This is a genomic window from Variovorax sp. PEI5, from assembly GCF_056679935.1.
This window is the reverse complement of sequence record NZ_JBWXPH010000002.1, coordinates 493,498-517,469: the sequence shown is the minus strand read 5'-3', so window position 1 is coordinate 517,469 and position 23,972 is coordinate 493,498. Positions and strand designations below refer to the sequence as shown.

At 70.5% G+C, this 23,972-nt stretch carries 18 protein-coding genes and 1 pseudogene; 9 read left to right on the top strand and 10 right to left on the bottom strand.

All coding sequences use genetic code 11. From position 1 onward, the window contains the following. The first annotated feature begins 233 nt into the window (after window positions 1–233). Window positions 234–2,249 (top strand): ATP-binding protein, encoded by a 2,016-nt coding sequence (locus AC1MLT_RS18835; protein ID WP_481035665.1) that lies wholly within the window; start codon window positions 234–236, stop codon window positions 2,247–2,249. A gap of 358 nt (window positions 2,250–2,607) precedes the next feature. Here the strand turns inward: AC1MLT_RS18835 and AC1MLT_RS18830 are convergent, their stop codons facing one another. Then, window positions 2,608–2,841, bottom strand: a complete 234-nt coding sequence (locus tag AC1MLT_RS18830) for a hypothetical protein (RefSeq protein WP_481035663.1) — start codon at window positions 2,839–2,841, stop codon at window positions 2,608–2,610. A gap of 133 nt (window positions 2,842–2,974) precedes the next feature. Further along, on the bottom strand, window positions 2,975–3,961 hold the full coding sequence (locus tag AC1MLT_RS18825) for a CvpA family protein (protein WP_481035661.1): 987 nt from the start codon (window positions 3,959–3,961) through the stop codon (window positions 2,975–2,977). Window positions 3,962–4,165: 204 nt separating this feature from the next. Between AC1MLT_RS18825 and AC1MLT_RS18820 the strand changes: the two genes are divergently transcribed. After that, entirely contained in the window at window positions 4,166–6,145 is a 1,980-nt protein-coding gene (locus AC1MLT_RS18820; protein WP_481035660.1) for an ATP-binding protein, read from the top strand. Here AC1MLT_RS18820 and AC1MLT_RS18815 read toward each other — a convergent pair. Beyond that, a complete protein-coding gene (locus tag AC1MLT_RS18815) occupies window positions 6,136–7,047 on the bottom strand; it encodes a bestrophin family protein (protein WP_481035658.1) in 912 nt (303 codons plus the stop codon). The genes AC1MLT_RS18820 and AC1MLT_RS18815 overlap by 10 nt on opposite strands. A 153-nt stretch (window positions 7,048–7,200) precedes the next feature. On the opposite strand from AC1MLT_RS18815, the gene AC1MLT_RS18810 reads away from it, so the two are divergent. Then, window positions 7,201–7,536 carry a hypothetical protein gene (locus tag AC1MLT_RS18810; protein ID WP_481035657.1) on the top strand — a complete coding sequence of 112 codons (336 nt, stop codon included), beginning with the start codon at window positions 7,201–7,203 and terminating at the stop codon, window positions 7,534–7,536. Window positions 7,537–7,570: 34 nt separating this feature from the next. Here the strand turns inward: AC1MLT_RS18810 and AC1MLT_RS18805 are convergent, their stop codons facing one another. After that, on the bottom strand, window positions 7,571–8,497 hold the full coding sequence (locus AC1MLT_RS18805) for a LysR family transcriptional regulator (RefSeq protein WP_481035656.1): 927 nt from the start codon (window positions 8,495–8,497) through the stop codon (window positions 7,571–7,573). Between the two features lie 70 nt (window positions 8,498–8,567). Here AC1MLT_RS18805 and metE point away from each other — a divergent pair, with 70 nt between their 5' ends. Beyond that, entirely contained in the window at window positions 8,568–10,925 is a 2,358-nt protein-coding gene (gene metE, locus AC1MLT_RS18800) for a 5-methyltetrahydropteroyltriglutamate--homocysteine S-methyltransferase (RefSeq protein WP_481035655.1), read from the top strand. A gap of 95 nt (window positions 10,926–11,020) precedes the next feature. Further along, window positions 11,021–12,991 (top strand): phage integrase family protein, encoded by a 1,971-nt coding sequence (locus AC1MLT_RS18795; RefSeq protein WP_481035654.1) that lies wholly within the window; start codon window positions 11,021–11,023, stop codon window positions 12,989–12,991. Between the two features lie 15 nt (window positions 12,992–13,006). Here the strand turns inward: AC1MLT_RS18795 and AC1MLT_RS18790 are convergent, their stop codons facing one another. From AC1MLT_RS18790 to AC1MLT_RS18775, 4 genes are all read right to left on the bottom strand, one after another. Next, entirely contained in the window at window positions 13,007–13,216 is a 210-nt protein-coding gene (locus tag AC1MLT_RS18790) for a dodecin (RefSeq protein ID WP_481035652.1), read from the bottom strand. A 161-nt stretch (window positions 13,217–13,377) separates the two neighbouring features. Further along, window positions 13,378–14,322 carry an alpha/beta fold hydrolase gene (locus tag AC1MLT_RS18785; RefSeq protein WP_481035650.1) on the bottom strand — a complete coding sequence of 315 codons (945 nt, stop codon included), beginning with the start codon at window positions 14,320–14,322 and terminating at the stop codon, window positions 13,378–13,380. 91 nt (window positions 14,323–14,413) lie between these two features. After that, window positions 14,414–15,223: a DUF5672 family protein gene (locus tag AC1MLT_RS18780; RefSeq protein WP_481035649.1), complete on the bottom strand. Its 810-nt coding sequence runs from the start codon at window positions 15,221–15,223 to the stop codon at window positions 14,414–14,416. 163 nt (window positions 15,224–15,386) lie between these two features. Next, window positions 15,387–16,637, bottom strand: a complete 1,251-nt coding sequence (locus AC1MLT_RS18775; protein ID WP_481035648.1) for a flavin-dependent oxidoreductase — start codon at window positions 16,635–16,637, stop codon at window positions 15,387–15,389. Between the two features lie 172 nt (window positions 16,638–16,809). Between AC1MLT_RS18775 and AC1MLT_RS18770 the strand changes: the two genes are divergently transcribed. After that, window positions 16,810–17,301 carry a DUF3237 domain-containing protein gene (locus AC1MLT_RS18770; protein ID WP_481035646.1) on the top strand — a complete coding sequence of 164 codons (492 nt, stop codon included), beginning with the start codon at window positions 16,810–16,812 and terminating at the stop codon, window positions 17,299–17,301. Between the two features lie 111 nt (window positions 17,302–17,412). After that, window positions 17,413–18,222: a helix-turn-helix transcriptional regulator gene (locus AC1MLT_RS18765; protein WP_481035645.1), complete on the top strand. Its 810-nt coding sequence runs from the start codon at window positions 17,413–17,415 to the stop codon at window positions 18,220–18,222. Here AC1MLT_RS18765 and AC1MLT_RS18760 read toward each other — a convergent pair. Beyond that, a complete protein-coding gene (locus tag AC1MLT_RS18760) occupies window positions 18,209–19,180 on the bottom strand; it encodes a Bug family tripartite tricarboxylate transporter substrate binding protein (protein WP_481035643.1) in 972 nt (323 codons plus the stop codon). The two genes, AC1MLT_RS18765 and AC1MLT_RS18760, sit on opposite strands and share 14 nt — an antisense overlap. 227 nt (window positions 19,181–19,407) lie before the next feature. On the opposite strand from AC1MLT_RS18760, the gene AC1MLT_RS18755 reads away from it, so the two are divergent. Both AC1MLT_RS18755 and AC1MLT_RS18750 read left to right on the top strand, forming a co-directional pair. Continuing rightward, window positions 19,408–21,153, top strand: a complete 1,746-nt coding sequence (locus tag AC1MLT_RS18755) for a tannase/feruloyl esterase family alpha/beta hydrolase (RefSeq protein WP_481035641.1) — start codon at window positions 19,408–19,410, stop codon at window positions 21,151–21,153. A gap of 116 nt (window positions 21,154–21,269) precedes the next feature. Then, the gene (locus tag AC1MLT_RS18750) at window positions 21,270–22,892 is read left to right on the top strand and encodes a sensor histidine kinase (protein ID WP_481035639.1); all 1,623 of its coding nucleotides are present in this window, start codon (window positions 21,270–21,272) and stop codon (window positions 22,890–22,892) included. 57 nt (window positions 22,893–22,949) lie between these two features. Here the strand turns inward: AC1MLT_RS18750 and AC1MLT_RS18745 are convergent. Then, window positions 22,950–23,960 (bottom strand): annotated as a pseudogene (locus tag AC1MLT_RS18745) (ornithine cyclodeaminase); the annotation flags it as partial. Window positions 23,961–23,972: the final 12 nt, after the last annotated feature.

Here is a 23,972-nt window from a genome sequence, read left to right as displayed (position 1 = left end):
TGCATAACTTTTGCATCAAGTGCGTGCCGGCCGCAATTCAAATAAAGAACCCTTAAGTATTAGGGCAAAAAAATCACGGCCCAAATTGAGAGTAATGGACCACTTGAATTCACAGGCTTCACCAATTCAGCAGATACGATGACTTCCGTTCCTGCCTCCAGTGGGAGTTGCCGCACGGACAGTGGCCATTGATTCAACCTTTGTTTTAATTTTTAAGTCGTTCATTTGCGTCTATGAAATTCGTCCATGCCTTTTCGGGCATCGCACTGCTGATCGGCGCGTTGGCCGGGGTGGGGTATGCATTCGATATTCCCGCGCTGGTCACGTTGCGGCCGGGCTATCCGGCGATATCGACCGTCACCACGCTGTGCATCGTGCTGCTGGCGGGCTCCCTGTTCGCCAGCAGCATCGGTCGGCGAACGGCGGGTGTCGCCCTGGCGGCGGTGGTCGCGGGACTGTCGATCCTGGTGCTGGCCAGCTATGTGCTGATCGGCACCGATCAGGTGAGCGGCGTGCTCTCGACGCACGTGTTCCGGCTCTCCGGCATGGCGGGGCGCACGTCGCGCACGACGACCGTCGCACTGCTCGGCATCGCGGTGTCCATCCTGTTCAGTGGTCGGTCCGTCGTCGCCGACCTCAGCGCGGGCGTCGGCGTCGTGCTCTCGACCGTGGCGCTGCTCGGTTACGCCTATGGCGTGCATGACCTGTCGGGCATCGCGTTGTTCAGCAACATGGCCATGCAGACGGCCATCGCGATCTTCATGCTGTCGATCGCGTCCCTGGTCCTGCGGCCGGACCTGGGCTGGGCGGCCGTGGTGGCCTCCTCCTATGCCGCCGGTGGCGTGGCGCGAAGGCAGCTGGGCTTCATGCTGGTGCCGCCGATCGTGGGCTGGGTGCTGGTGCAGGCGGTCTACCTGCATCGGCTGGAGGTCGATGCGGCGATGGCGCTGTTCGTCGTCATCACCATCATCCCGATGGCATTGCTGGTGCTCAAGGACGGCCGTGGGCAGATCGCGCTCGAGGACGAGCGCAAGTCCAGGAACGAGGCGCTGGCCGATGTGATGTGCCAGGCTCAGCAGCAACTGGTCGACCAGTCGCGTCAGCTCAAGGCGGAAAGCGCCGAGCGCGCCAAGGTCGAGGCCGCGATGTACCGGGCGCAGCGTCTGGAGGCGGTCGGCCACCTCACCGGGGGCATCGCGCACGAGTTCAACAACCTGCTCATGACCATCAGCGGCAACGTGCAGTTGCTCAAGCGCAAGATGCCGGCGGACGATCCCCTGTCCAAGTACACGGTCAACCTGGCCGGTGCGGTGGCCAAGGGCGCCAAGGTCACGCAGCAGCTGCTGGCCTTCTCGCGCAGCCAGAAGCTCTCGATCCGGCCGACCCCCATGGAAGCGGTCATCGTCAGCGCGCGCGAGCTGATTGGCAACTCGCTCGGCCCGACGGTGACGCTGCGGCTGCAGGTCGAGGCGGCCGACGCCTGGGCCCTGTGCGACTCGGATCAGCTCGAACTGTCGCTGCTCAATCTGGCGCTGAACTCGAAGGATGCGATGCCCGAGGGCGGCGTCATCGACATCCGCTGCGAGCGCTGGCACATGGGAGCCAACGGCGCTCCCTGTGTGCGGGTGCTGGTCACGGACAACGGCCAGGGCATGTCGCCGGAGGTGGCCGCGCGCGCGGCCGAGCCGTTCTTCACGACCAAGGAGAAAGGCAAGGGCACCGGGCTGGGACTGGCGCAGGTCTACGGGTTCGTCATGCAGTGCCGAGGCGAATTCACGATCCAGAGCGAGCCCGGCGCCGGCACCACCATCGATCTGCGCTTTCCCGAGACCTCACCGGTGGTCGAGCCGCCGGACAGCGAGCGCGCCGCGCTCGAGGCCCTGCCCGCGTCGACGCAGCGGCGCGTCGTGGTCATCGACGACGACGATGGCGTGCGCGACGTGATCGTGCAGGGCCTGCGGGACGAGGGCTATCTGGTGGGCGAGGCTTCGGATGGCGAATCGGGACTGAAGCGGATCGAGGATTTCTCTCCGGCCGTCGCGATCATCGACTTCCTGATGCCGGGCCTCAATGGCGCCGAAGTGGCACGCATCGCCCAGGCGCGCAATCCGGGGCTGCCGATCGTCTTCGTCAGCGGCTACTCCGACACGCTGGCGCTCGACGGTGTCTCCGGCGCGATCGTGCTGCGCAAGCCATTCGACATCCAGACGTTGAGCCGGACGGTCGGAGCGGTGATCGATGCGACTTGAGACGCATACTGCAAATCCCGACATCAAGCGAGGCATTGGCTGACATAAAATACGAATAGTTGAAACTAGATTGTTTCAAATTTCACGTTTTGGAACGCTATGTATCAGTGTCGCCGTCTGGCCAGAGGATCGTTTCGCACCTGCTTCAACTGGGGGCGATCGCTTCTCCGACCGTCTCCCCTCGAATGCGCGATCGCACAGCGGCTGAAGCAGTCGCGTCGTCTGTTGCGTGAGGCGAGCACCTGGCAGTCGCTGGAACCCCGTCAGCCGCTCTCGATGCCGCGTTGAGCGCACGGGTCCACGTGATGGATCCGCACGCGAGGCCGGCGATGCGCCGGCACTCTCCCGTCTGATGGGGTCAGCCCGGAATCACTTCACTGATCTCGGCCGACATCCGCTGTTCGTCGCTGTAGCGGGACAGGGCGTCGTCCCATTCGGGCTGCGCGGCCGGTTTCTTTTCCACCGGGATCAATTTCAACGCGGGTTTGCTGTCGGGGTCGTCGGCATCGTGCGGAAATTCGGGAGCGGGCTGACGCTCCGCGTCGAAATAGAGCAATTCACCGGAAATGGAAACGACGTACTGGACGGTCATCACGAAGCCTTTCGAAGAAAACGACAAGGTTGCGCAGGTCGCCGTGGCGCGCTGTCGGTGAACAGGCCAGGATGACCGGAGCGCCACGCTGACGTGCGGCAGCCGACTGCACCCCCGAGCGCGCGGATGGCGATCAATTGCGGAAGGTCTGGGTGACCATCAGGCCATACCGGCCCCCGTCGAGGATGCCGATGGCGAGCCGGCCGAAGGCGGGCTGCAGGATGTTGGCCCGGTGGCCCGGCGAATTCATCAGACCCTGGTGAGCCATCGGCAGGGTCGGCGCCAACGCCAGGTTCTCCCCCGCCGCGCGAAAGCGCAATCCATTCGCGCGCATGCGGTCGAAGGGGCTGCCACCGTCGGGATCGATGTGCGAGAAATAGCCCCGTGCCCACATGTCCCGCGAGTGGGCCCGCGCGGTCTCGAGGGCCTGTGGATCGGCCTGCAGGGGCGGCAGGCCGGCCTCCCTGCGTTCGGTGTTCACCAGCGCCAGCATGCGCTCCTCGAGGTCGGGCCGGGGCCTGGCATCGGCCACCGTGTAGGGGAGCTTGACCGATTCCTGCGAATCCGGCGCGACCGTCACGCCACGCATCGTGCGTCGCACCGCGGGCTCGAAGATCGGTTGCAGACGCTCCTCCAGCAGCTCGGCGGGCCGACTCAGATGCGCGGCGAAGGTGCTGGCGCGGACCTCGGCATCGATGCGCTCGGACAGCGGCCAGGCCAGCAGCAGGACCGCCACCACCGCCGCGTGGATGGCGCCGGTGATGGCGCCCGGCGCGAGACCCAGCAGGTGGTTCAGGCCATGCCGGTGCACCGCCCATGGCGTGCGCCGCATCAGGGCCCTCGCGATGCTGCCGAAGAGCAGTGAGGCTCCGATCAGCACGATGCCGAAGGCCACCGGCGCGGCCCAGGGGTCGACCACCCAGGCCTGGTCGACCAGCCAGGCGGCCACGGGTTCGTGCCAGGCCAGCGCCAGCCACAGACTGGTGGCCAGCGTCGCCAGCGAGAGCAGGCCGGACACGAAACCCTGGCGCCAGCCCGATGCGATGCCCAGGAGGACGATGACCGCGAGCAGCAGGTCGACGAGGTTGAGCGTGCGGGGCAGCCAGTCCGGAAGATCCATCCGATCGACACTGGGGCCGGCCCGCCACGCCACGCGTGGTCCGGCGGAGAAAACCGGCGTCGGCCAAGCAGCCTCCGAATTCGTCGACGCCGATCGTCCGCTCGACGTACAAGGGCTCAGGTAAGACATACTTCCTACCCGGCGAACTGCATCGCACCACCGGCTCGACTTCCGCCTCTCCACTCACGGGGTCTCATCCGCCGCATGTCACCCCATCCTCAAGCGCTCTTCGACGCCGCACCGCAGGCCTACCTGGTGTTCGACCGATCCATGCGCGTCGTCGCCGCCAACCGCGCCTACCTGGCGTCGACGCACCGGGCGCTGGACGAGCTCATGGGACGCGACGTCGGCGAGGTCTGCCTGGGCGACGCCGAGACGCTGGCGCTGGTGCGCGCGTCGCTCGAGCGCGTGCTGCGCGATGGACAGCCGGAAACGCTGCCGCTGCGGCGCTACGACGTCATCCTGCCGGCGGGGCGGGGCGGCGGGCTCGAGCCGCGCCATTGGTGCATCCAGCATGCACCGGTGCTCGACGCGCAGGGCGTCGTCGAGGCCGTGCTGCAGCATCCGATCGATGCGAGCGAGCGCGACGCGCGCCTGCGGCTGGTGGTCGAGAACGCGCTCGACCACGCGATCCTCGCCACCGATGGGGCCGGCGTGATCACGGAGTGGTCGGGCGGGGCACAGCTCATCTTCGGCTGGGAGGCGGTGGAGGCGATCGGGCGCCATGTGTCGCTCATCTTCACGCCCGAGGACCGGATGGCGGGAATCGACGCCATGGAACTGGTCACGGCGGCGCTGCACGGCAGCGCGCCGGACAAACGCTGGCATCTGTGCAAGGACGGCCGGCGCGTGTTCATGAATGGCTCGCTCAACATGCTGCCGACCGGTCCGTCCGGCGAGCCGCATGGCTTCCTGAAGATCGCCCGCGACGAGACCGATCGCCATCGCGCCGAGGAGGCCGTGCGCGAACTCAACGACACGCTGGAGCGACGCGTGCTGGAGCGCTCCGAGGCGCTGCAGAGCGCGCAGGAGCAACTGCGCCAGTCGCAGAAGATGGAAGCCATGGGGCAGCTCACCGGTGGCATCGCCCACGACTTCAACAACCTGCTCGCCACCATCACGGCGAGCCTGGAGCTGATGAACCGCCGCGTCGCCAGCGGACGCACGGGCGACCTCCCACGCTACCTGACGATGGCGTCGACCGCCGCCCAGAGCGCCGCCGCCCTGGTCCAGCGGCTGCTGACGTTCTCGCGCAAGCAGTCGCTCGACCTGCAGGCGATCGAGGTCAACCGGCTGATCGCGGACATGGAGGACATGCTGCGGCGCAGCGTCGGCGAGAGCATCCGCTTCGAGCTGCATCTCCAGCCAGGATTGCCGCGCGTCAATTCCGATCGCAACCAGCTGGAGAACGCACTGCTCAACCTGACCATCAACGCGCGCGACGCGATGCCCGAGGGGGGCCTGCTGCGCGTCGCCACCTGCAGCCGCGAACTCGACGCCGGCTACGCCGCCATGCATCCTGACGTGGCGCCGGGGCAGTATGTGATGGTGAGCGTGTCCGACAACGGCAGCGGCATGGCGCCCGAGGTGGTGGCGCAGGCCTTCGATCCGTTCTTCACCACCAAGCCGATCGGCCGGGGCACCGGGCTCGGGCTGTCGATGACCTATGGCTTCGCGCGCCAGACCGGCGGGCACGCCAGCATCCACTCGATCCCCGGCGAGGGCACCACGGTCAACATCTACCTGCCGTGCAACCTGGCGCCACTGCAGCAGCCGGTGACCCGCGAGCAGTCGGTGGCGCGCTCGCCCCAGGGCCGGGGCGAGACGGTGCTGTTCGTCGAGGACGAATCCGGCGTGCGGCGGGTGCTGTCGGAGATCCTGGGCGACCTGGGCTACGTGACGCACGAGGCCGTCGACGCGGCCAGCGCGCTGGCCCTGGAGGAGCGGCTCGAGGGCATCGACCTGCTGATCACCGACGTCGGCCTGCCCGGTGTCAACGGGCGCGACCTGGCCGAGCTGATGCGGGAGCGCCGGCCCGCCCTGAAGGTGCTGTTCATCACCGGCTATGCCAGCAAGGCCGCGGTCAGGGGCGAGTTCCTGGCGAGCGGGATGGACATGCTGGCCAAGCCCTTCACCATCGACGCGCTGGCCCACAAGGTGCGGGAGATGCTGGTTCAGGTCTGAATGAACGGATCGGCGCCGGGCGCGGCGGGCAGTGGCGGCAGGCCCGCCATCTCGCGCAGCGTGCCCTCGATCATGGTCGACATGGCATCGAGCGCGAGGTCGTTGGGCTGCAGGCCGAAGGGCTCCTCGATCTCGGCGCCCAGCGCCTCCAGCGCGAAGAAGGTGTATGCGATGAACGCCACGATCACCGGGGTCGTCGCGCCGATGGCGTCCACCAGCCCGAACGGCAGCAGCAGGCAGTAGAGATAGATCGTGCGGTGGATGATGACCGCGTAGGTGAACGGGATCGGCGTCCCGGCGATGCGCTCGCAGCCGCCCAGGGCATCGGTCAGGCGGCCCAGCGGCGGCTCCATGGCCTGCACCAGCGGCGCGGCGAGCCGGCCCGCGCGGTACTGGTCGCCCAGCCATTCGCCCGCCATCAGCAGCAGCACGGCCGGCTTCCAGCGCGCCGCGCGCAGCCGCGCGCAGTCCTCGGCCGGCAGCAGGCGCGCCAGGTCGATCGTCGGGTCGGTCTGGCGCAGCTGGTGGCGCAGGGCATGGACGAAGGCGGTCAGGCGCGCGGCCAGCACGGCGGCCTCGCCGGGCGCGCCGCTCAGCGTCAGCGCCTGGCGCACCAGCGTGCGGGTGTCGTTGAGCAGGCCGCCCCACAGCACGCGTGCCTCCCAGTAGCGCGCGTAGCTGGTGCTGTTGCGAAAGCCCAGGAAGATCGCCAGGGTCAGCCCGATGAGCGAGAACGGCACGAAGTTCAGCGCGATCTTCCACTCGAAGAAGCGGCCATGCAGCACGGTCACGACGATGGCGAAGGCCGTCATGCCCAGCAGCTGCGGCGCGATGTCGCGCAGGATCGAGCCGCGCCAGACGAACAGCAGGCGCAGCCAGTGGGGGCGGGGGCGGACGATCATGGGCGTGGACCGGTGGCGGCCGGCGCAAAACGATGCGGGCGGGCATTATGCGAGTCCGCGCCGCGCCCCCGCGCGGCCGAAGCCCCGAGTTGCCGCCTTCGCGACCCCCTGTTCGGACCCTCGGCGGCGCGGGGTCGCCCCATCATCGGAGCCATGCCTTCCGACCAGGTCATCCTCATCCGACCCGATGCGCCCCCCAAGCCACCGGAGGGCCGGCCCTGCAACGGCTGCGGCGTGTGCTGCCTGAGCGAGCCCTGCCCGGCCGGGGTGCTGGCGAGCCGGCGCCTCCGGGGGGCCTGCGCGGCGCTGTCGTGGTCGCCGGCCGAGGCGCGTTATCGCTGCGGCCTGATCAGCGCCCCTGCCGACTGGCTGCCGCCGCTGCTGCGTGGCGCGGCGCCGTTGCTGGCGCGGCTGGCGCGGCGCTTCGTCGCCGCCGGCCGGGGCTGCGATTCCAGCGTGGTCGTCGAGCGCGTCCCGGGCGGCGGCTGAGCGGCGCGCGGCGGCGCCGGCGGGCGCACCGTCCTCAGAGCAGGTCGATGCCCGGCAGGCTGCGGATGCAGGTCTCGCGCGTGATCTGCACGAAGTCGCGCAGCCAGGGTTGGGCCGAGGTGGCCGCCGTGCAGGCCATGTGCAGTTCGCCCGCCAGGCCGGCGCCACCCACCGGCCGCGCCGTGACATAGCCGCGATCGAGGTAGTTCTGGACCGCCCACAGCGGCAGGGTGGCGATGCCGCGGCCGCTCGCCACCAGCTGCAGCATGCCGACCGTCAGCTCGGTCGTGCGGCGGTGCGCCGGCTCGATCCCGGCGGGCAGCAGCACCTGCCGCACGATGTCCAGCATGTCGTCGGGCACGGGATAGGTGATGAGCGTCTGGTCGGCGAAGTCGGATGCGACCAGGTGCGCCCGCGCGGCCAGCGGATGGTCGTTGGCCAGCAGCGCCACGATCTCGAAGCGGAACAGCGCGTGGTAGTCGACCGACTCGGCGGCATCCTGCTCCGAGACGATGGCCACCTCGGCACGGTCCTGCAGCACCAGCGCGATCGGATCGGGGTGGAAGCCCGAGACGATGTCCAGCTCGACCTCCGGCCAGCGCTGGCGGAAGGCATCCATGGCCGGCATCAGCCAGTCGAAGCAGGTGTGGCACTCGACCACGATGCGCAGCTGGCCGGCGCGCGCGGCCGCCAGCCGCGCCAGATCGCGCTCGGCCGCGCCGACCAGCGGGAGCGCGGCATCGGCGAGCTCGAGCAGGCGCAGGCCGGCGACGCTGAAGCGCGGCGGCACCGACTTGCGCTCGAACAGCGCGGTGCCGAAGTGGTCCTCCAGCAGCTTCACCTGATGCGACAGCGCCGACTGCGTCAGGTGCAGCAGCTGCGCCGCACGAACCAGGCTGCCGGTGTCGCGCAGGGCGGCGAGGGTGCGCAGATGGCGCACTTCGAGGATCGTGGAGTCCATGAAAATCATTCAAGATGAAAGACAAAATCTTTCGTTTGAATAATAAACGAGCCGACGGGATGATCGCCGCATGACACGCATCCACACCCTCGGCTTCCCACGCATGGGCGCCCAACGCGAATTGAAGTTCGCCCTCGAATCCCACTGGCGCGGCGAGCTCGACGCCGCCGCGCTCGAAGCCGTCGGCGCCGATCTGCGCGCCGCGCACTGGCAGGCCCAGCGCGCGGCCGGCCTGGATTTCGTCACGGTGGGCGACTTCGCCTTCTACGACCACATGGCCAACCACATCCAGCTGCTGGGTTGCGAGCCGGCGCGCTTCGACTTCGCCGCCGAACCCGAACTGGCGCGCTACTTCACCATGGCGCGCGGCGTGGCCGCCGAGGCCGGCCACGAGGACCACGCGGATTGCGCGCATGGCCCCGCTGCTGCCGGCACGCACGCGCTGGCCATGACCAAGTGGTTCGACACCAACTACCACTACCTGGTCCCCGAATTCACCGCGCACACCCGCTTCGGACTCGGCTCGGTGCGGCTGTTCGACGAGGTGGCGCAGGCGCAGAACCTGGGCCATCCCGTGAAGGCGGTGCTGACCGGCCCGCTGACCTTCCTGTGGCTGGGCCAGGAGAAGACGCCCGGCTTCGACCGCTTCTCCCTGCTCGATTCCCTGCTGCCGGTGTACGAGCAGGTGCTGGCGCGCCTGAAGTCGATGGGCGTGGAATGGGTGCAGATCGACGAGCCGATCCTCGGGCTGGACCTGCCGCCGGCCTGGCGCAACGCCTTCGAGCGCACCTACTGGCAACTCGCGCGCAGCGCGCCGAAGCTGCTGCTGGCGACCTATTTCTCGCCGCTGTCCGACAACATCCGCCTGGCCTGCCAGTTGCCGGTGGCCGGCCTGCACGTCGATGCCGTGCGCGCCCCCGACGACCTGGTGGGCGTGGTGGACTGGCTGGCGAACTACAAGGTGCTGTCGGTGGGCATCGTCGACGGCCGCAACATCTGGCGCACCGATCCCGATGCCGCCCTGGCGCGATTGCGGCCAGTGGCGCAGAAGCATCGCGGCGAGCTCTGGCTGGCGCCGTCGTGCTCCCTGCTGCACGTGCCCTTCGGCCTGGCGGCGGAGACGGCGCTGGCTCCCGACGTGCGCTCGTGGCTGGCCTTCGCCCTGGAGAAGCTCGACGAGCTGCGGGTCCTGCGCGCCGTGCTCGATGGCGCCGCCGACGAGGTGGCCGAGGCCCTGGCGACGGCGCGCGCGGCGGTGGCGGCGCGCCGCGCCAGTCCGCGCGTGCATCGCGCCGATGTCGCCCTGCGGCTGGCGCGTCGCGTGGCGGGCGACGACCGGCGCGGCGCCGGCTTCGAGCGCCGCCGGATGCTGCAGCGCGAGCGCCTGGCGCTGCCGCCATTGCCCACCACCACCATCGGCTCGTTCCCGCAGACGCTGGCCATCCGCGCCGCGCGCGCCGCCCACCGGCGCGGCGAGCTCGATGCCGGGCGCTACCAGGCGGCGATGCGCGCCGAGATCGAGCGCGCCGTGCGCCGCCAGGAGGCCCTGGGCCTGGACGTGCTGGTGCACGGCGAGGCCGAGCGCAACGACATGGTCGAGTACTTCGGCGAGCAGCTCGACGGCTTCGCCTTCACGCGCCATGGCTGGGTGCAGTCGTATGGCTCGCGCTGCGTCAAGCCGCCGGTGATCTACGGCGACGTCGCCCGGCCGGCGCCCATGACGGTCGGATGGACCACCTACGCCCAGAGCCTGACCACGCTGCCGATGAAGGGCATGCTCACCGGGCCGGTGACGATCCTGCAGTGGTCGTTCGTGCGCGACGACCAGCCGCGCGCCGTCACCACCGAGCAGATCGCCTGGGCCATCCGCGACGAGGTGGTCGACCTGGAGGCGGCGGGCATCGGCATCATCCAGATCGACGAGCCGGCGATCCGAGAGGGCCTGCCGCTGCGGCGCGCCGGCTGGCGCGACTATCTCGAGGGCGCCACGCGCGCCTTCCGCATCAGCGCCAGCGGGGTCGGCGACGCGACGCAGATCCACACCCACATGTGCTATTCGGAGTTCAACGACATCCTGCCGGAGATCGCCTCCATGGACGCCGACGTGATCACCATCGAGACCAGCCGCTCGGACATGGCGCTGCTGCGCGGCTTCGGCGACTTCGCCTATCCGAACGAGATCGGCCCGGGCGTCTACGACATCCACTCGCCGCGCGTGCCGCCGGTCGAGGAGATGGTGCGGCTGATGCGCAAGGCCGCGGCGGTGGTGCCGGCGGAGCGGCTGTGGGTCAACCCGGACTGCGGCCTGAAGACGCGCGGCTGGCCCGAGACCGAGGCCGCGCTGGCGCACATGGTGGCGGCGGCCAGGCAGCTGCGCGCGGAACTGGCCGTACCGCCCCGCGCGACGGTGGCCGACGCCGCGGCCTGAGGCGGCCGGCCGCCAAGTTCGCGAGAATGGGCGTCGCGGCCCCGCTCGACCCCGAGCCCGGCCGGACCCTCCCGCCGACGCCCGACCTCGCACCGATGAAGAAGAGACCTCCGCGCAAGCTCCACAACGCCCACTTCGCCTTCATGCGCGCGCTCGCCCAGGGGCTGGACGAGCGCGAGAGCTGGAACCGCTACCTGCGCCTGGAGGGCGAGCACACCGACCTGCGCAACGTGCGCCGCACCATCGCCTGGATCCGCGACGAGTTCGCCGCCGCGGCCCGGCGCGAGCAGAAGCCCGGCACCGCGCGCCTGATCCTGCTGGATGCCGACCGCTTCGGCCTGCCGGCGGCCCTGCCCAGCCTGGAGGACTTCGCCAGCGAGCGGGGGCTGGAGGATTTCCCGGCGGCCGAGCAGATCGCGGCCTACGAGGCGGCCCATCCATCGCCCGCCGCCCAGCGGCCCGCCGACGCCGGGCCGGACGCTGCGGCGGGTGGCGCCGTCCGCCGGGGCGGCTCGGCACCGTCGCGCCGCGCGCGCGTGATCGAGCGCCAGCTGGAGGCATTGCGCTGGCTGCAGGACCTGGTCGCGCAGGACCCGCGCCCGGGCGACGGCGTGGGCGCCTGGCTCAACCCGTCGCTGGCCGCCCGGCTGGAGCGCGCCGGCGTGCCGACGCTGTTCGCGCTGGTCGAGCGCATCAATGGCATCGGCGCGCGCTGGTGGGTGCAGGTGCCGGGCGTGGGCGAGCTCAAGGCGGCCCGCATCCTGGACTGGCTGCATGCCAACGAGGAGGTGCTGGGCCTGCGGGTGGGCGCGCACGTCGGGCAGCAGCGCCGGCGGCTCAGCCCGGCGGCGCTGGCGGCGGTGGTGCCGGCAGCGACGTCGATCGTCCCGTACGAGAAGTTCGTGCTGCCGGCCGCGCTCGACGGCAGTCAGGGCAAGTACCGCGCCCCGCACGACAAGTGCCTGCTGATGGCCGGCAACGACCACGAGGCCATCGGCGCCTGGCTGGCCTCCAAGCGCGCCGGCGACCTCGACGGCGACGCGCTGTCCTCGACCCAGCGCTCCTATCGCAAGGAGGCCGAACGCCTGCTGCTGTGGGCCATCCTGGAACGCGGCAAGGCGATGTCGTCGCTGTCGGTGGAGGACGCCACGGCCTATCGCGCCTTCCTCGCCGCGCCGCCGGCGAACTGGTGCGGTCCGCGCCATCGCCAGCGCTGGTCGTCGATGTGGCGGCCGCTCGAGGGCCCGCTCACCGCCACCGCGCTGCGCCAGGCCATCACCATCCTGCGCAGCCTCTACGCCTTCCTGATGAGCCAGAGCTATGTCATGGGCAATCCGTTCGCGGCCGTCGCGCTGCCGCCCCATCCGCAGCGGCCACTGGGTTCTAACCGGACCCTGACCTTCGCGCAGTGGGACCACCTCGATGCCCTGCTGCAGGCGCACGACGACACCGACGTCGGGCGCCGGCTGCGGCGCGGCATGCGCTGGCTGTATGCCACCGGGCTGCGGCTGGCGGAGATCACCCGTGTCGCCTGCGGCGACCTGGAGCAGGTCGAGTACCGCACGGCCGATGGCGCCACGGCGCGCGACTGGCTGCTGTCGGTGATCGGCAAGGGCGGGCGCAGCCGGCAGGTGCCGGTGCCGGCGGAACTGGTCGAGGAACTGGGCGACGAGCTGGCGCGCCATGGCTTCGATCGGCAGGTCGATGCCATCGGCAACCAGGGCATCCCGGTGCTGGCGCGCTTCGATCCGGTGCTGGAGGCCCCGCAGCCCTGGTCGGCCTCCGGGCTGTACCAGGCGATCAAGGTCTTCGTGACGCGCGCCGCCGACGGGCTCGATGGCGTCGACGCGCAGCAGTTGCGCCGCGCCAGCACCCACTGGCTGCGCCACTCGCATGGCTCGCATGCCCTGCAAGGGCGCGAGGGCCAGACCCCGGTGCCGATCCAGGTGGTGCAGAACAACCTCGGTCATGCCTCGGTCGGCACGACCTCGATGTACCTCACGACCGAGCGCGACTCGCGCCTGGCCGCCATGCGCGGCTTCTGGAAGCCGCGCGGAGCGGGCTAGCCCGGGGCCTTCGGCTCAATCCTCCAGCGTGAAGCCGGCCTTGATCGTCACCTGCCAGTGCGCGACCTTGCCGTCCTCGACATGGCCGCGCGTCTCGACGACCTCGAACCAGTGGATGTTGCGCACCGATTCGCTGGCCTTGGACAGGGCGGTCTGGACCGCGTCCTCGATGCTGGTGGGCGAGGAGCCGGTGAGTTCGAGCAGCTTGTAGACGTGATGGGACATGGCGGTCTTCCTTGCGCGCGGAGGCGCGGGGGTGGAACGGGGCGAGGCGGACCGGGCGGGCCCGGAACATCCTGGCGGTGCCGGTCATTGTGGGTCGCGGCCGGCCCCGCGCCATGCCGGACGGGGCCGCCTGATCGCCTCGTCCGGAGGCGGCGCGCGGCTCAGTCGAGCGGCCGGTCCAGGAACGGCAGGACGCGCGCGAGCAGGGCCTCGGGCGCCTCTTCGGCGATGTAATGACCGCAGGGCAGGGCCTCGCCCTCGACCCGCTCTGCCGCCAGGCGCCATTCGTCGAGCGGGCGGAAGCACTGGTGCACCACGCCCTGTTCGCCCCACAGCGCGAGCAGCGGCATGCGCAGGCGGCGCCCGGCCTCGCGATCGGCGCGATCGTGGTCCAGGTCGATGCCGGCGGCGGCGCGGTAGTCCTCGCAGACGCCATGCGCGGCGCCGGGCAGGGCCAGGCAGCGCCCGTACTCGGCCAGCGCGCGCGCATCGAAGGGTGCCAGGCCGGCGCTGCGCCGGCCCATGACATCGCGCAGGTAGGCCGCCGGATCGGCCTCGATCAGGCGTTCGGGCAGGGGATGGGGCTGGATCAGGAAGAACCAGTGCCAGTAGGCGCGCGCGAAGGCCTGGTCGGTCTGCTCGTACATCGCGAGCGTCGGCGCGATGTCCAGCAGCACCAGGCGCCGCACCGCCTCGGCGTGGTCGAGCGCCAGCCGGTGCGCCACGCGCGCGCCGCGATCGTGCGCCAGCACGTCGAAGCGCCCGAAGTCGAGATGGCGCATCAACGCGACCTGGTCGGCGGCCATCGTCCGCTTCGAGTAGTTGGCGTGGTCGGGGGTGCCTTCCGGCTTGGAGGAGTCGCCATAGCCGCGCAGGTCGGCGGCCACCAGCGTGAAGCGCCGCGCCAGGGCCGGCGCCACCCGGTGCCAGATGGCATGCGTCTGCGGATGGCCATGCAGCAGCAGCAGCGGCGGACCATTGCCGCCGACCACCGCCGCGATGCGGACGCCGACATCGACCTCGACGAGGTGCCGGGAGAAGCCCGGGAACAGGGCGGCGTCGCCGGTGCCCGGGGCGGTGGTGGGAGGCGTGGAGGGGAGCGTCATGGGGGAGCAGCAGATTCCGAGGCGAGGACAGGAAGGGGCCGGATCGTCGCAGGATACGACGGCCGGGCCCGCCGCCGCGCCCGTCGCAGGATCAGATGAGGTGGCCGAAGCGCCGGATCACCGGTTTCCAGTAGTCCGGCTGGAACTGGATCCAGCCGTGGATGCCGAAGGGCATGCTGTCCTGCGCGCGGGCGGCGAACGGCAGCTTCGACTCGTCGTAGTTCACGTACTCGGCGCCGAAGCGGGCGGCCTCGGCCCGTGGCGCCAGCTTGAAGCTGCGCGACAGGCGCGGCAGGTGCCGGATGACGAAGATGTCCTCCAGGAAGCCGCGCCCGCGCACGCGCGCCAGCGTCCGGTAGAACCTCACGTAGTGGTCGAAGCGCCGCGTCAGGCGATGGAAGCTGGCGATGCGCTTGAGGGCGAAGCCGCCATTGGCGAAGTACTCGGTGCGCTGGACCCCACTCACCTTGCGCAGCAGGCTGTTGACCATCTTCTTGCGCGGCGAGACCGGCAGGCCGGTCTCCCACCCCTTGTCGTAGATGACCGAGCCGATGTAGTCGTAGCCGCGCTCGCACCAGGCTTCCAGGTCGTCCCGGAAGACGAAGGCGTCGAGATGGCAGATCAGCATGTAGTCGTAGGCCAGGAAGCGCTCGTAGAACGCCGGGCTCAGCATCATCCGGCTGAATTCGCGATGGCCCTGCCACTCGAAGCGCTCGAAGCGGATCTCGGCCTTGCCATGGCAGAACGATTCGTACCAGCGCGTGTCCAGCCCGGCCGGCACCACGAAGGTGATGACATGGCGCTTGAGCACCTCCAGGGTCTGCGAGAGCGAGATCTTGCCCAGGGCCGTCGGCTCCGGCAGGTGCGTGGGTACGACGACGGTAACCAGGTGGGAGTCCATGAAGCGCCTCGATCAGTAGTTTGGTTTTGAGAAGAATTTAACCTAGTACATCGAAAGTTGACATGGTGGTGGGTTGTCGGACTGATCCCAAACTCGCCGTCGGGCCAGCGCGGCGACATGTCGGCGGCGCGCCGCGACCGGGTCCGTGGCGCCGGTCGGCCGTTCAGACCGTCCGCAGCCGCTCGACGTCGAAGCCGGCCACGCGCTTGTAGCGCGCCGCGATCTCCTCCAGCTCGGCGCGCGGGATCGCGTCCTCGACCCCCCGGGCGAAGCCGTCGGGCGCCCGTTCCTCGGCGATCTGCATCACCTGCTCGGGCCCGTTCAGGCGGTTGCGCAGCACGATGCCGGTGGTCTTGGGCAGGCGATCGGCCTCGTACTCGAGCAGGGCGTGCTCGATCGAACTGAGCCGCCGGTCGCGCAGCAGGCCCAGGCATTCGGCGAAGTAGGCGGCATCGACGATAGCCTGCGCGCTGCCGTTGGAGCCGATCGGATACATCGCGTGGGCGGCATCGCCCATCAGCGTGACGCGGCCGAAGGTCCAGCGCGGCAGGGTGTCGCGGTCGACCAGCGGGAATTCATACACCGCCGCCGCGCCCTCGATCACCGCCGGGATGTCGATCCAGTCCCAGCGCCAGTCGGCGAAGGCGCCCGCGAAGACCGACTTGTCGACCTTCTTGTTCCAGTCGGTGCGCGGCGGCGTGTCGCCCGGCACCCGCAGCTCGGCGATCCAGTTGATGCGCGAGCGCCCGTCGCGGCGCAATGGCTCGGAGATCGGATAGCAGACGAACTTCTGGTCCTGATGGCCGGCCATGAACATGGTGCGGCCGTCGAGGAAGGGCGTGGTCTCGGTGACGCCGCGCCAGAGCATGCGGCCGGCGAAGCGCGTCGGCGCGTCGTCGGGATAGAGCGCCTTGCGCACCGCCGAATGGATGCCGTCGGCGCCCACCAGCATGTCGCCGCGCGCCTCGACCGTGCTGCCGTCCTCGCGCCGGAACGTCGCGGTGACGCCGCCGGCATCCTGCGCGAAGCCGGCGAACGTGTGGCCCAGGCGGATCGCGCCGGCTCCCAGGCGCTCGAGGGCGGTCTGGTACAGCAGGACCTGGAATTCGCCCCGGTGGACCGAGAACTGCGGCACCGGATAACCCGCCGCGAGCCCGCGCGGCTCGCTCCAGACCGGTTGGCCGAACTTGTTGAAATAGTGCAGCGAGGAGGTCTCGATGGCGCGTTCGGCCACCGCGTCGCGCAGGCCGATGGACTCGAGCACCGCCACCGCGTGCGGCAGCAGGTTGATCCCCACGCCCAGCGGGCGGATCTCGCGCGAGGTCTCGAACACCTCGACCTCGACGCCCATGCGCTGCAGCTTCAGCGCCAGCACCAGCCCGGCGATGCCGGCTCCCGCGATCAATACCTTCATGCCTCGACTCCTTGAATGTGGGCGCGCAGTGTGACTCGACCCGTGGGGCGGCATGTCATCCCAGAGGTTGACAGGGGTCGCGCTGTCATCCTCTCGGGCGACGCGGCGCGCGCACGGACCGCCTTATCGTGGATGTCCCTTCCATCGACCGCCCATTGCCATTCTCACCGCCATGAACGACCGCTCCGACCCCGACGCCTTTTCCCTGCCGCCGCCCGCGCTGCTGCCGATGACGCGGATCGTCTGCGAGGTCGGCGCGCTGGTGAGCCTGGGGCCGGCGCCGTGCGGCGAGCGCCGCTACGTGCCGCTCGCCGGCGGCAGCGTGCGCGGACCCGAGCTCAACGGCCGGCTGGTCGAGGGCGGCGTCGACTGGCAGCTCAACCGCGCCGATGGCGTGCTGGAGATCGAGGCCCACTACGTACTGCGGCTGGACGACGATGCGCTGGTCGAGGTCGACAGCCGCGGCCTGCGCCACGGCCCGGCCGAGGTGATGGCGCGACTCGGGCGCGGCGAGGCGGTGGCCGGCGACGCCTACTTCTTCCGCACGCTGATCCGCTTCACCACCGGCGCCGAGCGCTGGCGCCACCTGAACGCGACGATGGCGATCGCCCGCGGCACGCGCGAGGCCAGCCGGGTCCTGCTGGACGTCTACCGGCTGACCTGACCCGGCCCGGCCCGGCCCGGCCCGCTTCAGGGTAAGCGCCTAGCCGTGGCCCGCCGCCGCCGGCTTAAGCTCGAATCCGAAGAGCGCCGGCGCGCGCCTGGAGACACACGCATGAATTCCTGGGGCCTGGAGCCCGCCGATCGCTCCGGCACGCACGCGACCCTGGACGCGATGGCCGGCGTCGTCGACGCCATGGGCAGCGCGCAGTTCGCGACCCGCGCGCTGGCCAGCCTGTCGCCCGCGCTGGGCATCGGCTCGTGGGCCGTCTACCGGCTCTGGCGCGACCGGCCGCCCGTGATGCATCTGTCGGCCAGCCATGGCGTCGCCGATGTCACCGGCGACTGCTTCTCGATCTATCGCGACCGCCAGCTCTACCTGCGCGATTCCAGCTTCGAGGCGGTGCGGCGCGATGGCGTCGCCGGCCGCGCCGTGATGCTGCAGATGCGCGCCGACGAGGCGCCCAACGCCGAGCACCGCGATGCCATCTATCGTCGCCATGGCATGGTCGAGCGCGTCTCGGTCGCCCGCGCCGAGCCCGATGGCTCGCTGCTGGCGGTCAATGCCTACAGCCACGATGCCGCGCGCTGCCCCGGCGGCGCCCTGGCCGCGCGCTTCGGCGCCATCGCCTCGACCCTCATCGCCGCCGTGGCGCGGCATGTCGAATGGACCCATCCGCCGGCACCGGCGGCCGGGCCGCGCGCCATCCTGCGCGCGCGCTGCCCGGCCTTGACCGAGCGCGAGCTCGACGTCCTGGAGCGCCTGCTCGGTGGCGTCACCTACGACGGCATCGCCGCCGACATGGGCCTGAGCGTGTGCACGGTCAAGACCTATCGCGCCCGCGCCTTCGACCGGCTCGACATCCACTTCAAGAGCGAGCTGTTCGCCCTGTTCGTGACGCCGCCGTCGGTCAGTCGGCCTTGAAGCCGGTCGCCTTCACCACGCCGGCCCAGCGCGTCGCCTCGCTCCTGACCATCCGCTCGGCCTCGGCGCGGCTGCCGCCGGCGAGCGCGAAGCCGGCCTCCTGCAGCACCCGGCGCACCTCCGGCGCCTGCAGGCTGGCGGTGGCGGCCTGATTCAACGTGTCGAGCGTGGCGGCGGGCGTGCCGGCCGGCGCGAAGAGGGCGAACCAGGCCGAGAAATCGACCTTCGGGAAACCGGCCTCGGCCATGGTCGCGACCTCGGGCAGCAGGGCCGAGCGGGTGGCGCCGGTGGTCGCCAGGGCGCGCAGCTTGCCGCCCTTGATCTGCGGCGCCGCCAGCGCGGTGGTCACGAAGGCGGCCTGCACGTCGCCGGCGACCAGCGCGGTGATGGCATCGCCGGTGGCCCGGTAGTGGACCGGCTCGATCTTCAGGCCGGCCTCGCTGGCGAACACCTCGGCGCCGAAGTGCCCCGGCGTGCCGGCGCCGAAGGTGCCGAAGTTCAGGCGCTCGCCCCTGGCCTGGGCGCCGGCCACGAGCTCCTTGACGCTGCGATGCGGCGAGTTCGGCGGCACCACCAGGATGAAGTCCGAGCGCACCAGCTCCGCCACCACCGCCAGCTCGCGCGCCGGGTCGTAGGCCAGCTTGGTATAGGACGCCGGGGCGATGCTGATCGAACCCACCTCGCCCAGCAGCAGGGTGTAGCCATCCGGCGCGCCCTTGGCCACGGCCTGCGCGCCGATCTGGCCGCCGGCGCCGGCGCGGTTGTCGACCACCACCGGCTGCCTGAGCAACTCGCCGAGCTTGAGGCCGACGGTGCGGGCGACGACATCCGGTCCGGTGCCGGCCGGGAAGCCGACGATCAGGCGCACCTGGCGGTCGGGGTAGGGGCCCGGCTGGGCGAGCGCCGCCAGCGGCAGGCCGGTGGCGAGGGTCAGGGCGAGCAGGTTTCGGCGCAGCATCTGTGGGGTCTCCTGGAATCGTTGTCGGCGTCGGGCGTGGACGGGTCCGAGTCTGCGTCAGCCGGGCAGCCCGGGTGTCATCCCAGAGGACGACACCGGCGTGGCGGGTTGTCATCTTCTGGGATGACCCCGGTCGCCGGGCCCGGGCCGTAACGTCGATGACGTGCCGCGTGCACCCACCGAGCGAAAGAACGAACGACAGCCGACCTGGCTCCGGAGACCGACCCATGCCCTCGCAACATTTCCCGCACCCGATCCACCTGCCCGATCCGTCCCTCGCCCATCGGCGACATCCTCTCGTGCGCCTGTCGGCGTCGACGGCCGGACGGGTCCCGGCGGCCGTCCTGCTCGCCGCCGCGCTCGGCGCCTGCGGCGGCGGTGGCGACGACGCGCCACGTCCGGCCGCGCTGCCGACCACCTCCAGCCTCGTGGGCGAATGCGAGGCGCTGGCCGGCGCCCGCCTGGCCGATGCCACGCTCACCAGCACCACGGTGGCGGCGGGTACGGTCGTCAATGGCGTCGCGCTGCCGGCCCATTGCGTGGTGCAGGGCCGCATGAGCCCGCGCATCGGCGTCGACGGCAAGTCCTACCACATCGGTTTCGAGTTGCGTCTGCCCAGGAGCTGGAACGGGCGCTTCGCCTTCCAGGGCGGCGGCGGCAACGACGGCGTGGTGCGGCTGGCGATCGGCGCGCTGGCCGGCAACGATGCCTCGTCGGCCGCGCTGCAGACCAGCGCGCTCGCCAAGGGCTATGCGGTCGTCACGACCGATGCCGGGCACCAGGTCACCGATGCCAGCTTCGGCCTCGATCCGCAGGCCCGCGTCGACCACGCCTATGCCGCCTACGACAAGGTGACGGTGGCCGCCAAGGACCTGATCGGCCAGGCCTACGGACGGCCGCCGGACCGCTCGTACTTCGTCGGCTGCTCCGGCGGCGGGCGCCAGGCCCTGCTGTTCCCGCAGCGATTCCCGGCCCACTTCGACGGCGTGGCGGCGAACGCGCCGGCCATCAAGGTGGCCAAGGAAGCCTCGGTGGCATCGACCTGGAGCGTGCTCACCTACGACGCCATCGCGCCGGTCGACGGCGCCGGCCGGCGCATCCTGAGCCGCGCGCTCTCTAGCCAGGACCTGACGCTGGTGGCCGATGCCGTGGTCCGCCGGTGCGATGCCCTCGATGGCGCCGCCGATGGCATCGTCGGCGTCAATCCGGCGGCCTGCGGCTTCGATCCCTCGGTGCTGCAGTGCAGCGGCGCCAAGACCGACACCTGCCTGTCGGCCGGCCAGGTCGCGGCACTGAGGAAGGACTTCGCCGGTCCCAAGGATTCGGCCGGCCGGTCGCTCTATGCCAGCTGGCCCTGGGACAGCGGCATCCGGGGCGCCGACTGGCGCAACTGGCGGCTGGGCACCTCCACCACGGCCACGCCCAACGCGCGCAACTACTCGCTCATCGCCACGGATGCCATGCCCAAGGAGTTCTTCACGCCGCCCGTGCCGGATTTCGACATCCGCGGCTTCGATTTCGACACCGACCCGGCCCGCATGGACGCCTACGCCGCGATCTACAACACCACCTCGACCGATGTCGGCGCCTTCAGGCAGCGCGGCGGCAAGATGCTGATCGTCCATGGCACCAGCGATCCGATCTTCTCGGCCAACGACTCCATCGACTACTACCAGAAGGTCGCGGCGGCGAATGGCGGCGACGCGGCGGCGCGCGATTTCGCGCGGCTCTTCCTGGTGCCGGGCATGAACCACTGCTCGGCCTCGGGCGGTCCGGCGACCGACATCTACGACGCCCTGACGCCGCTGGCCGACTGGGTCGAGCGCGGCATCGCGCCCGATCGCATCGTCGCCCGGGCTGGCGCCGCCACCCCCTGGCCGGGGCGCACCCGTCCGCTGTGCCCCTATCCGCAGGTCGCCACATACAACGGCAGCGGCAGCCTGGAGGATGCGGCGAGCTTCAGCTGCCGCTGACGGGTGCCGGAAGCCCCCATCGTCGACGGGGCCGAAATGAGGGAAAAGTACGCTGAGACACATTTTTTTGCAACGATGGGTCCATCCGCGTCCTCGTGACATTTGACGCACCGAAAATGTCCACTCGCCAGGACTGGGCCTGGCATCCAACCCTTTCCCTCGTGCGCTTCCGCCTTCCATCGAATCTACGGGCCATCGCCTTCCTGGGGCCGCAGTCGCGCTTCATGTCGGACTCCGGGCTGCAGCCGATCGAGGCGATGGGTTCCGGCGGGCGGGTGGCGCGGGCGGGGGCGCCCGAGGCGGCCGGTCCCCCGATCGGCGGCCGCGAGGCGCAACCGCCGGCGCCGCCTCCGGTGCTGCCGGCGACCGCCGAGGGCGATGGCGAAGTCGGCGCGCGCGAGCGTTCGATCCGCACCGGCCTGCTGACCATCTTCCTGCGCGGCAGCCGCTTCCGGCAGAACGTCGGCGGCACGCTGATGACGATCTTCGTCGTCTGCTGCTGGGGCCATGCCACCTCGGCCGCGCTGCTCCTGTGGCTGATCGCCGGCTTGTCGATCCTGGCGGTGCGGCAGCGCGCCGAGGTGCGCTACCTGCGCAGCGGCGCCTTCGACGACGATGTCTCGCAGGAGCGCTTCGTGCGCACCATGCGGCCGATCTACGGCCTGCACGGTGCGCTCTGGGGCGCCTCGCTGATCTTCAGCTTCGACCGCATCCCGGTCTACAACCAGCTCGGCTGCTGGCTGGTGCTGGCCTGCGCCGCCTCCGCCCCGCTGACCAGCGTGGCCCTGGTGCCGCGGCTGCAGCGCATCTACACCCATACGCTGTTCGTCATCCTCGTCGGCGTGATCCTGATCATGACGGCGACGCGCGACTCGTCGACCGAGGTGCCGCACTACCTGCTGCTGGGCATCTCGGTCTTCTACTGGTGGCTGCTCGGCCACTATGGCCAGGGCATCCACCAGAACCAGCGCGAGCAGTTCGGCCTGCAGTACGACATCCAGCAGAAGGAGCAGGAGGCGCGCGCCGCCGTCGAGACCAAGAACCGCTTCCTCGCCGCCGCCGCGCACGACATGCGCCAGCCGGTCATGGCGCTGTCGCTGTATGCCGAGTACCTGGTGTCCTATCCGGAGATGCAGACCGAGCTGGCGCCGAAGATCGCCACCGCCAGCCAGGCGGTCAAGCACATGTTCGAGTCGCTGTTCGATCTCGCCAACTTCGAGAGCAGCCAGGTGATCCTGCAGGTCGAGAAGGTGCGCACGGCCGATCTCATGGAGAGCCTGGGCGTGCAGTTCGGGCCGCTGGCCGCCGCCCGGGGCATCGAGCTGCGGGTGCGGGGCGTCGCCGTCGTCATCCGCAGCGACTCGGTGCGGTTGCAGCGCATGATCGGCAACGTGCTGGGCAACGCCATCAAGTACAGCCCGCCGGGTCGTCGCATCCTGCTGGCCTTCCGCCGCCACCACCAGGGCGTGCGGGTCCAGGTCTGGGATCAGGGCCTGGGCATCCCGGCGCGCGACATCGACCGGGTCTTCGAGGAGTTCTATCGCGTCGACCGCGCCGATGCGCCAGCGGTCGATGGCATGGGACTCGGCCTGTCGATCGTCTCGCGCCTGTCAAAGGTGCTCAACGCCCGCCTCCAGGTGCGCTCGGTCGAGGGCCGGGGCACCTGCTTCACGATGGACCTGTCCGACGTCGACGACGGCGACGCCTCCAAGCACACCACCACGCTCGACGTCGGCTGAGCCGGCGGCGGCGGCGGCGCCGCCGCCGCCGCCTCCGAGGGCCGCGTCCGGCGCCGCGCGGATGTGGCGGAACAGGTCCTTCGGATCGTCGGTCGCCGGCACCAGGTCGATCTCCACGCCCAGGCCATGTCGCTGCGACTGCGCCAGCACGTAGCGCAATGTCGAATAGTCCTCCAGCGCGAAGCCGACCGAGTCGAACACCGTGACCTGGTCCGCCGACTGCCGCCCGGCCGCCGTCCCGGCCAGCACGCGCCAGAGAGGGACCACCGGGAAATCCGCCGGCAACTGCTGGATGTCGCCCTCGACGCGGGTCTGCGGCTCGTACTCCACCACCACGCGGGCGCCGCGCAGCACGTCGGCATGCAATTCGGTCTTGCCCGGGCAGTCACCGCCGACGGCGTTGACATGCATGCCCGGCTCGATCATCCCGGGCGTCAGGATGGTGGCGCGGGTCTTGTCGGCGGTCAGGGTGGTCACGATGTCGGCGCCGCGCACGGCCTCGGCGATGGAGCCGCAGCGGATCAGGCGCAGGTCCGGCCAGGGCGCGAGGTGGCGCGCCAGCCGGTCGGTCGCGCGCGGATCGACGTCGTACAGCGTCAGCTCGTCGATGCCCAGGTGCAGGTGGAAGGCCAAGGCCTGGAATTCGCTCTGCGCGCCGTTGCCGATCAGTGCCATGCGGCGCGATGCCGGCCGCGCCAGCGCGCGCGCGGCCACCAGCGAGGTGGCGCAGGTGCGCAGCGCCGTGGCCAGGGTCAGTTCCGACAGCAGCACCGGCCGGCCGGTCGCCACCTCAGCCAGGACGCCGAAGGCCATCACCGTGTAGAGCCCGCGCGCGGTGTTGCCCGGATGGCCGTTGACGTACTTGAAGGCGTAGGTGTCGGGGCCGGCGACCGGCATCAGCTCGATGACGCCGAGCGGCGAGTGGCAGGCCGGGCGCGCCGACTTGTCGAACTCGTCCCAACGCAGGAAGTCGGCCTGGATGGCATCGGCGAGCTCGCCGATGAAGCGCGGCAGGCCGATCGCCTGGATCAGCCGGGACATGGTCGGGACGTCGACGAAGCGGGTCATGGCGGGTCCTCC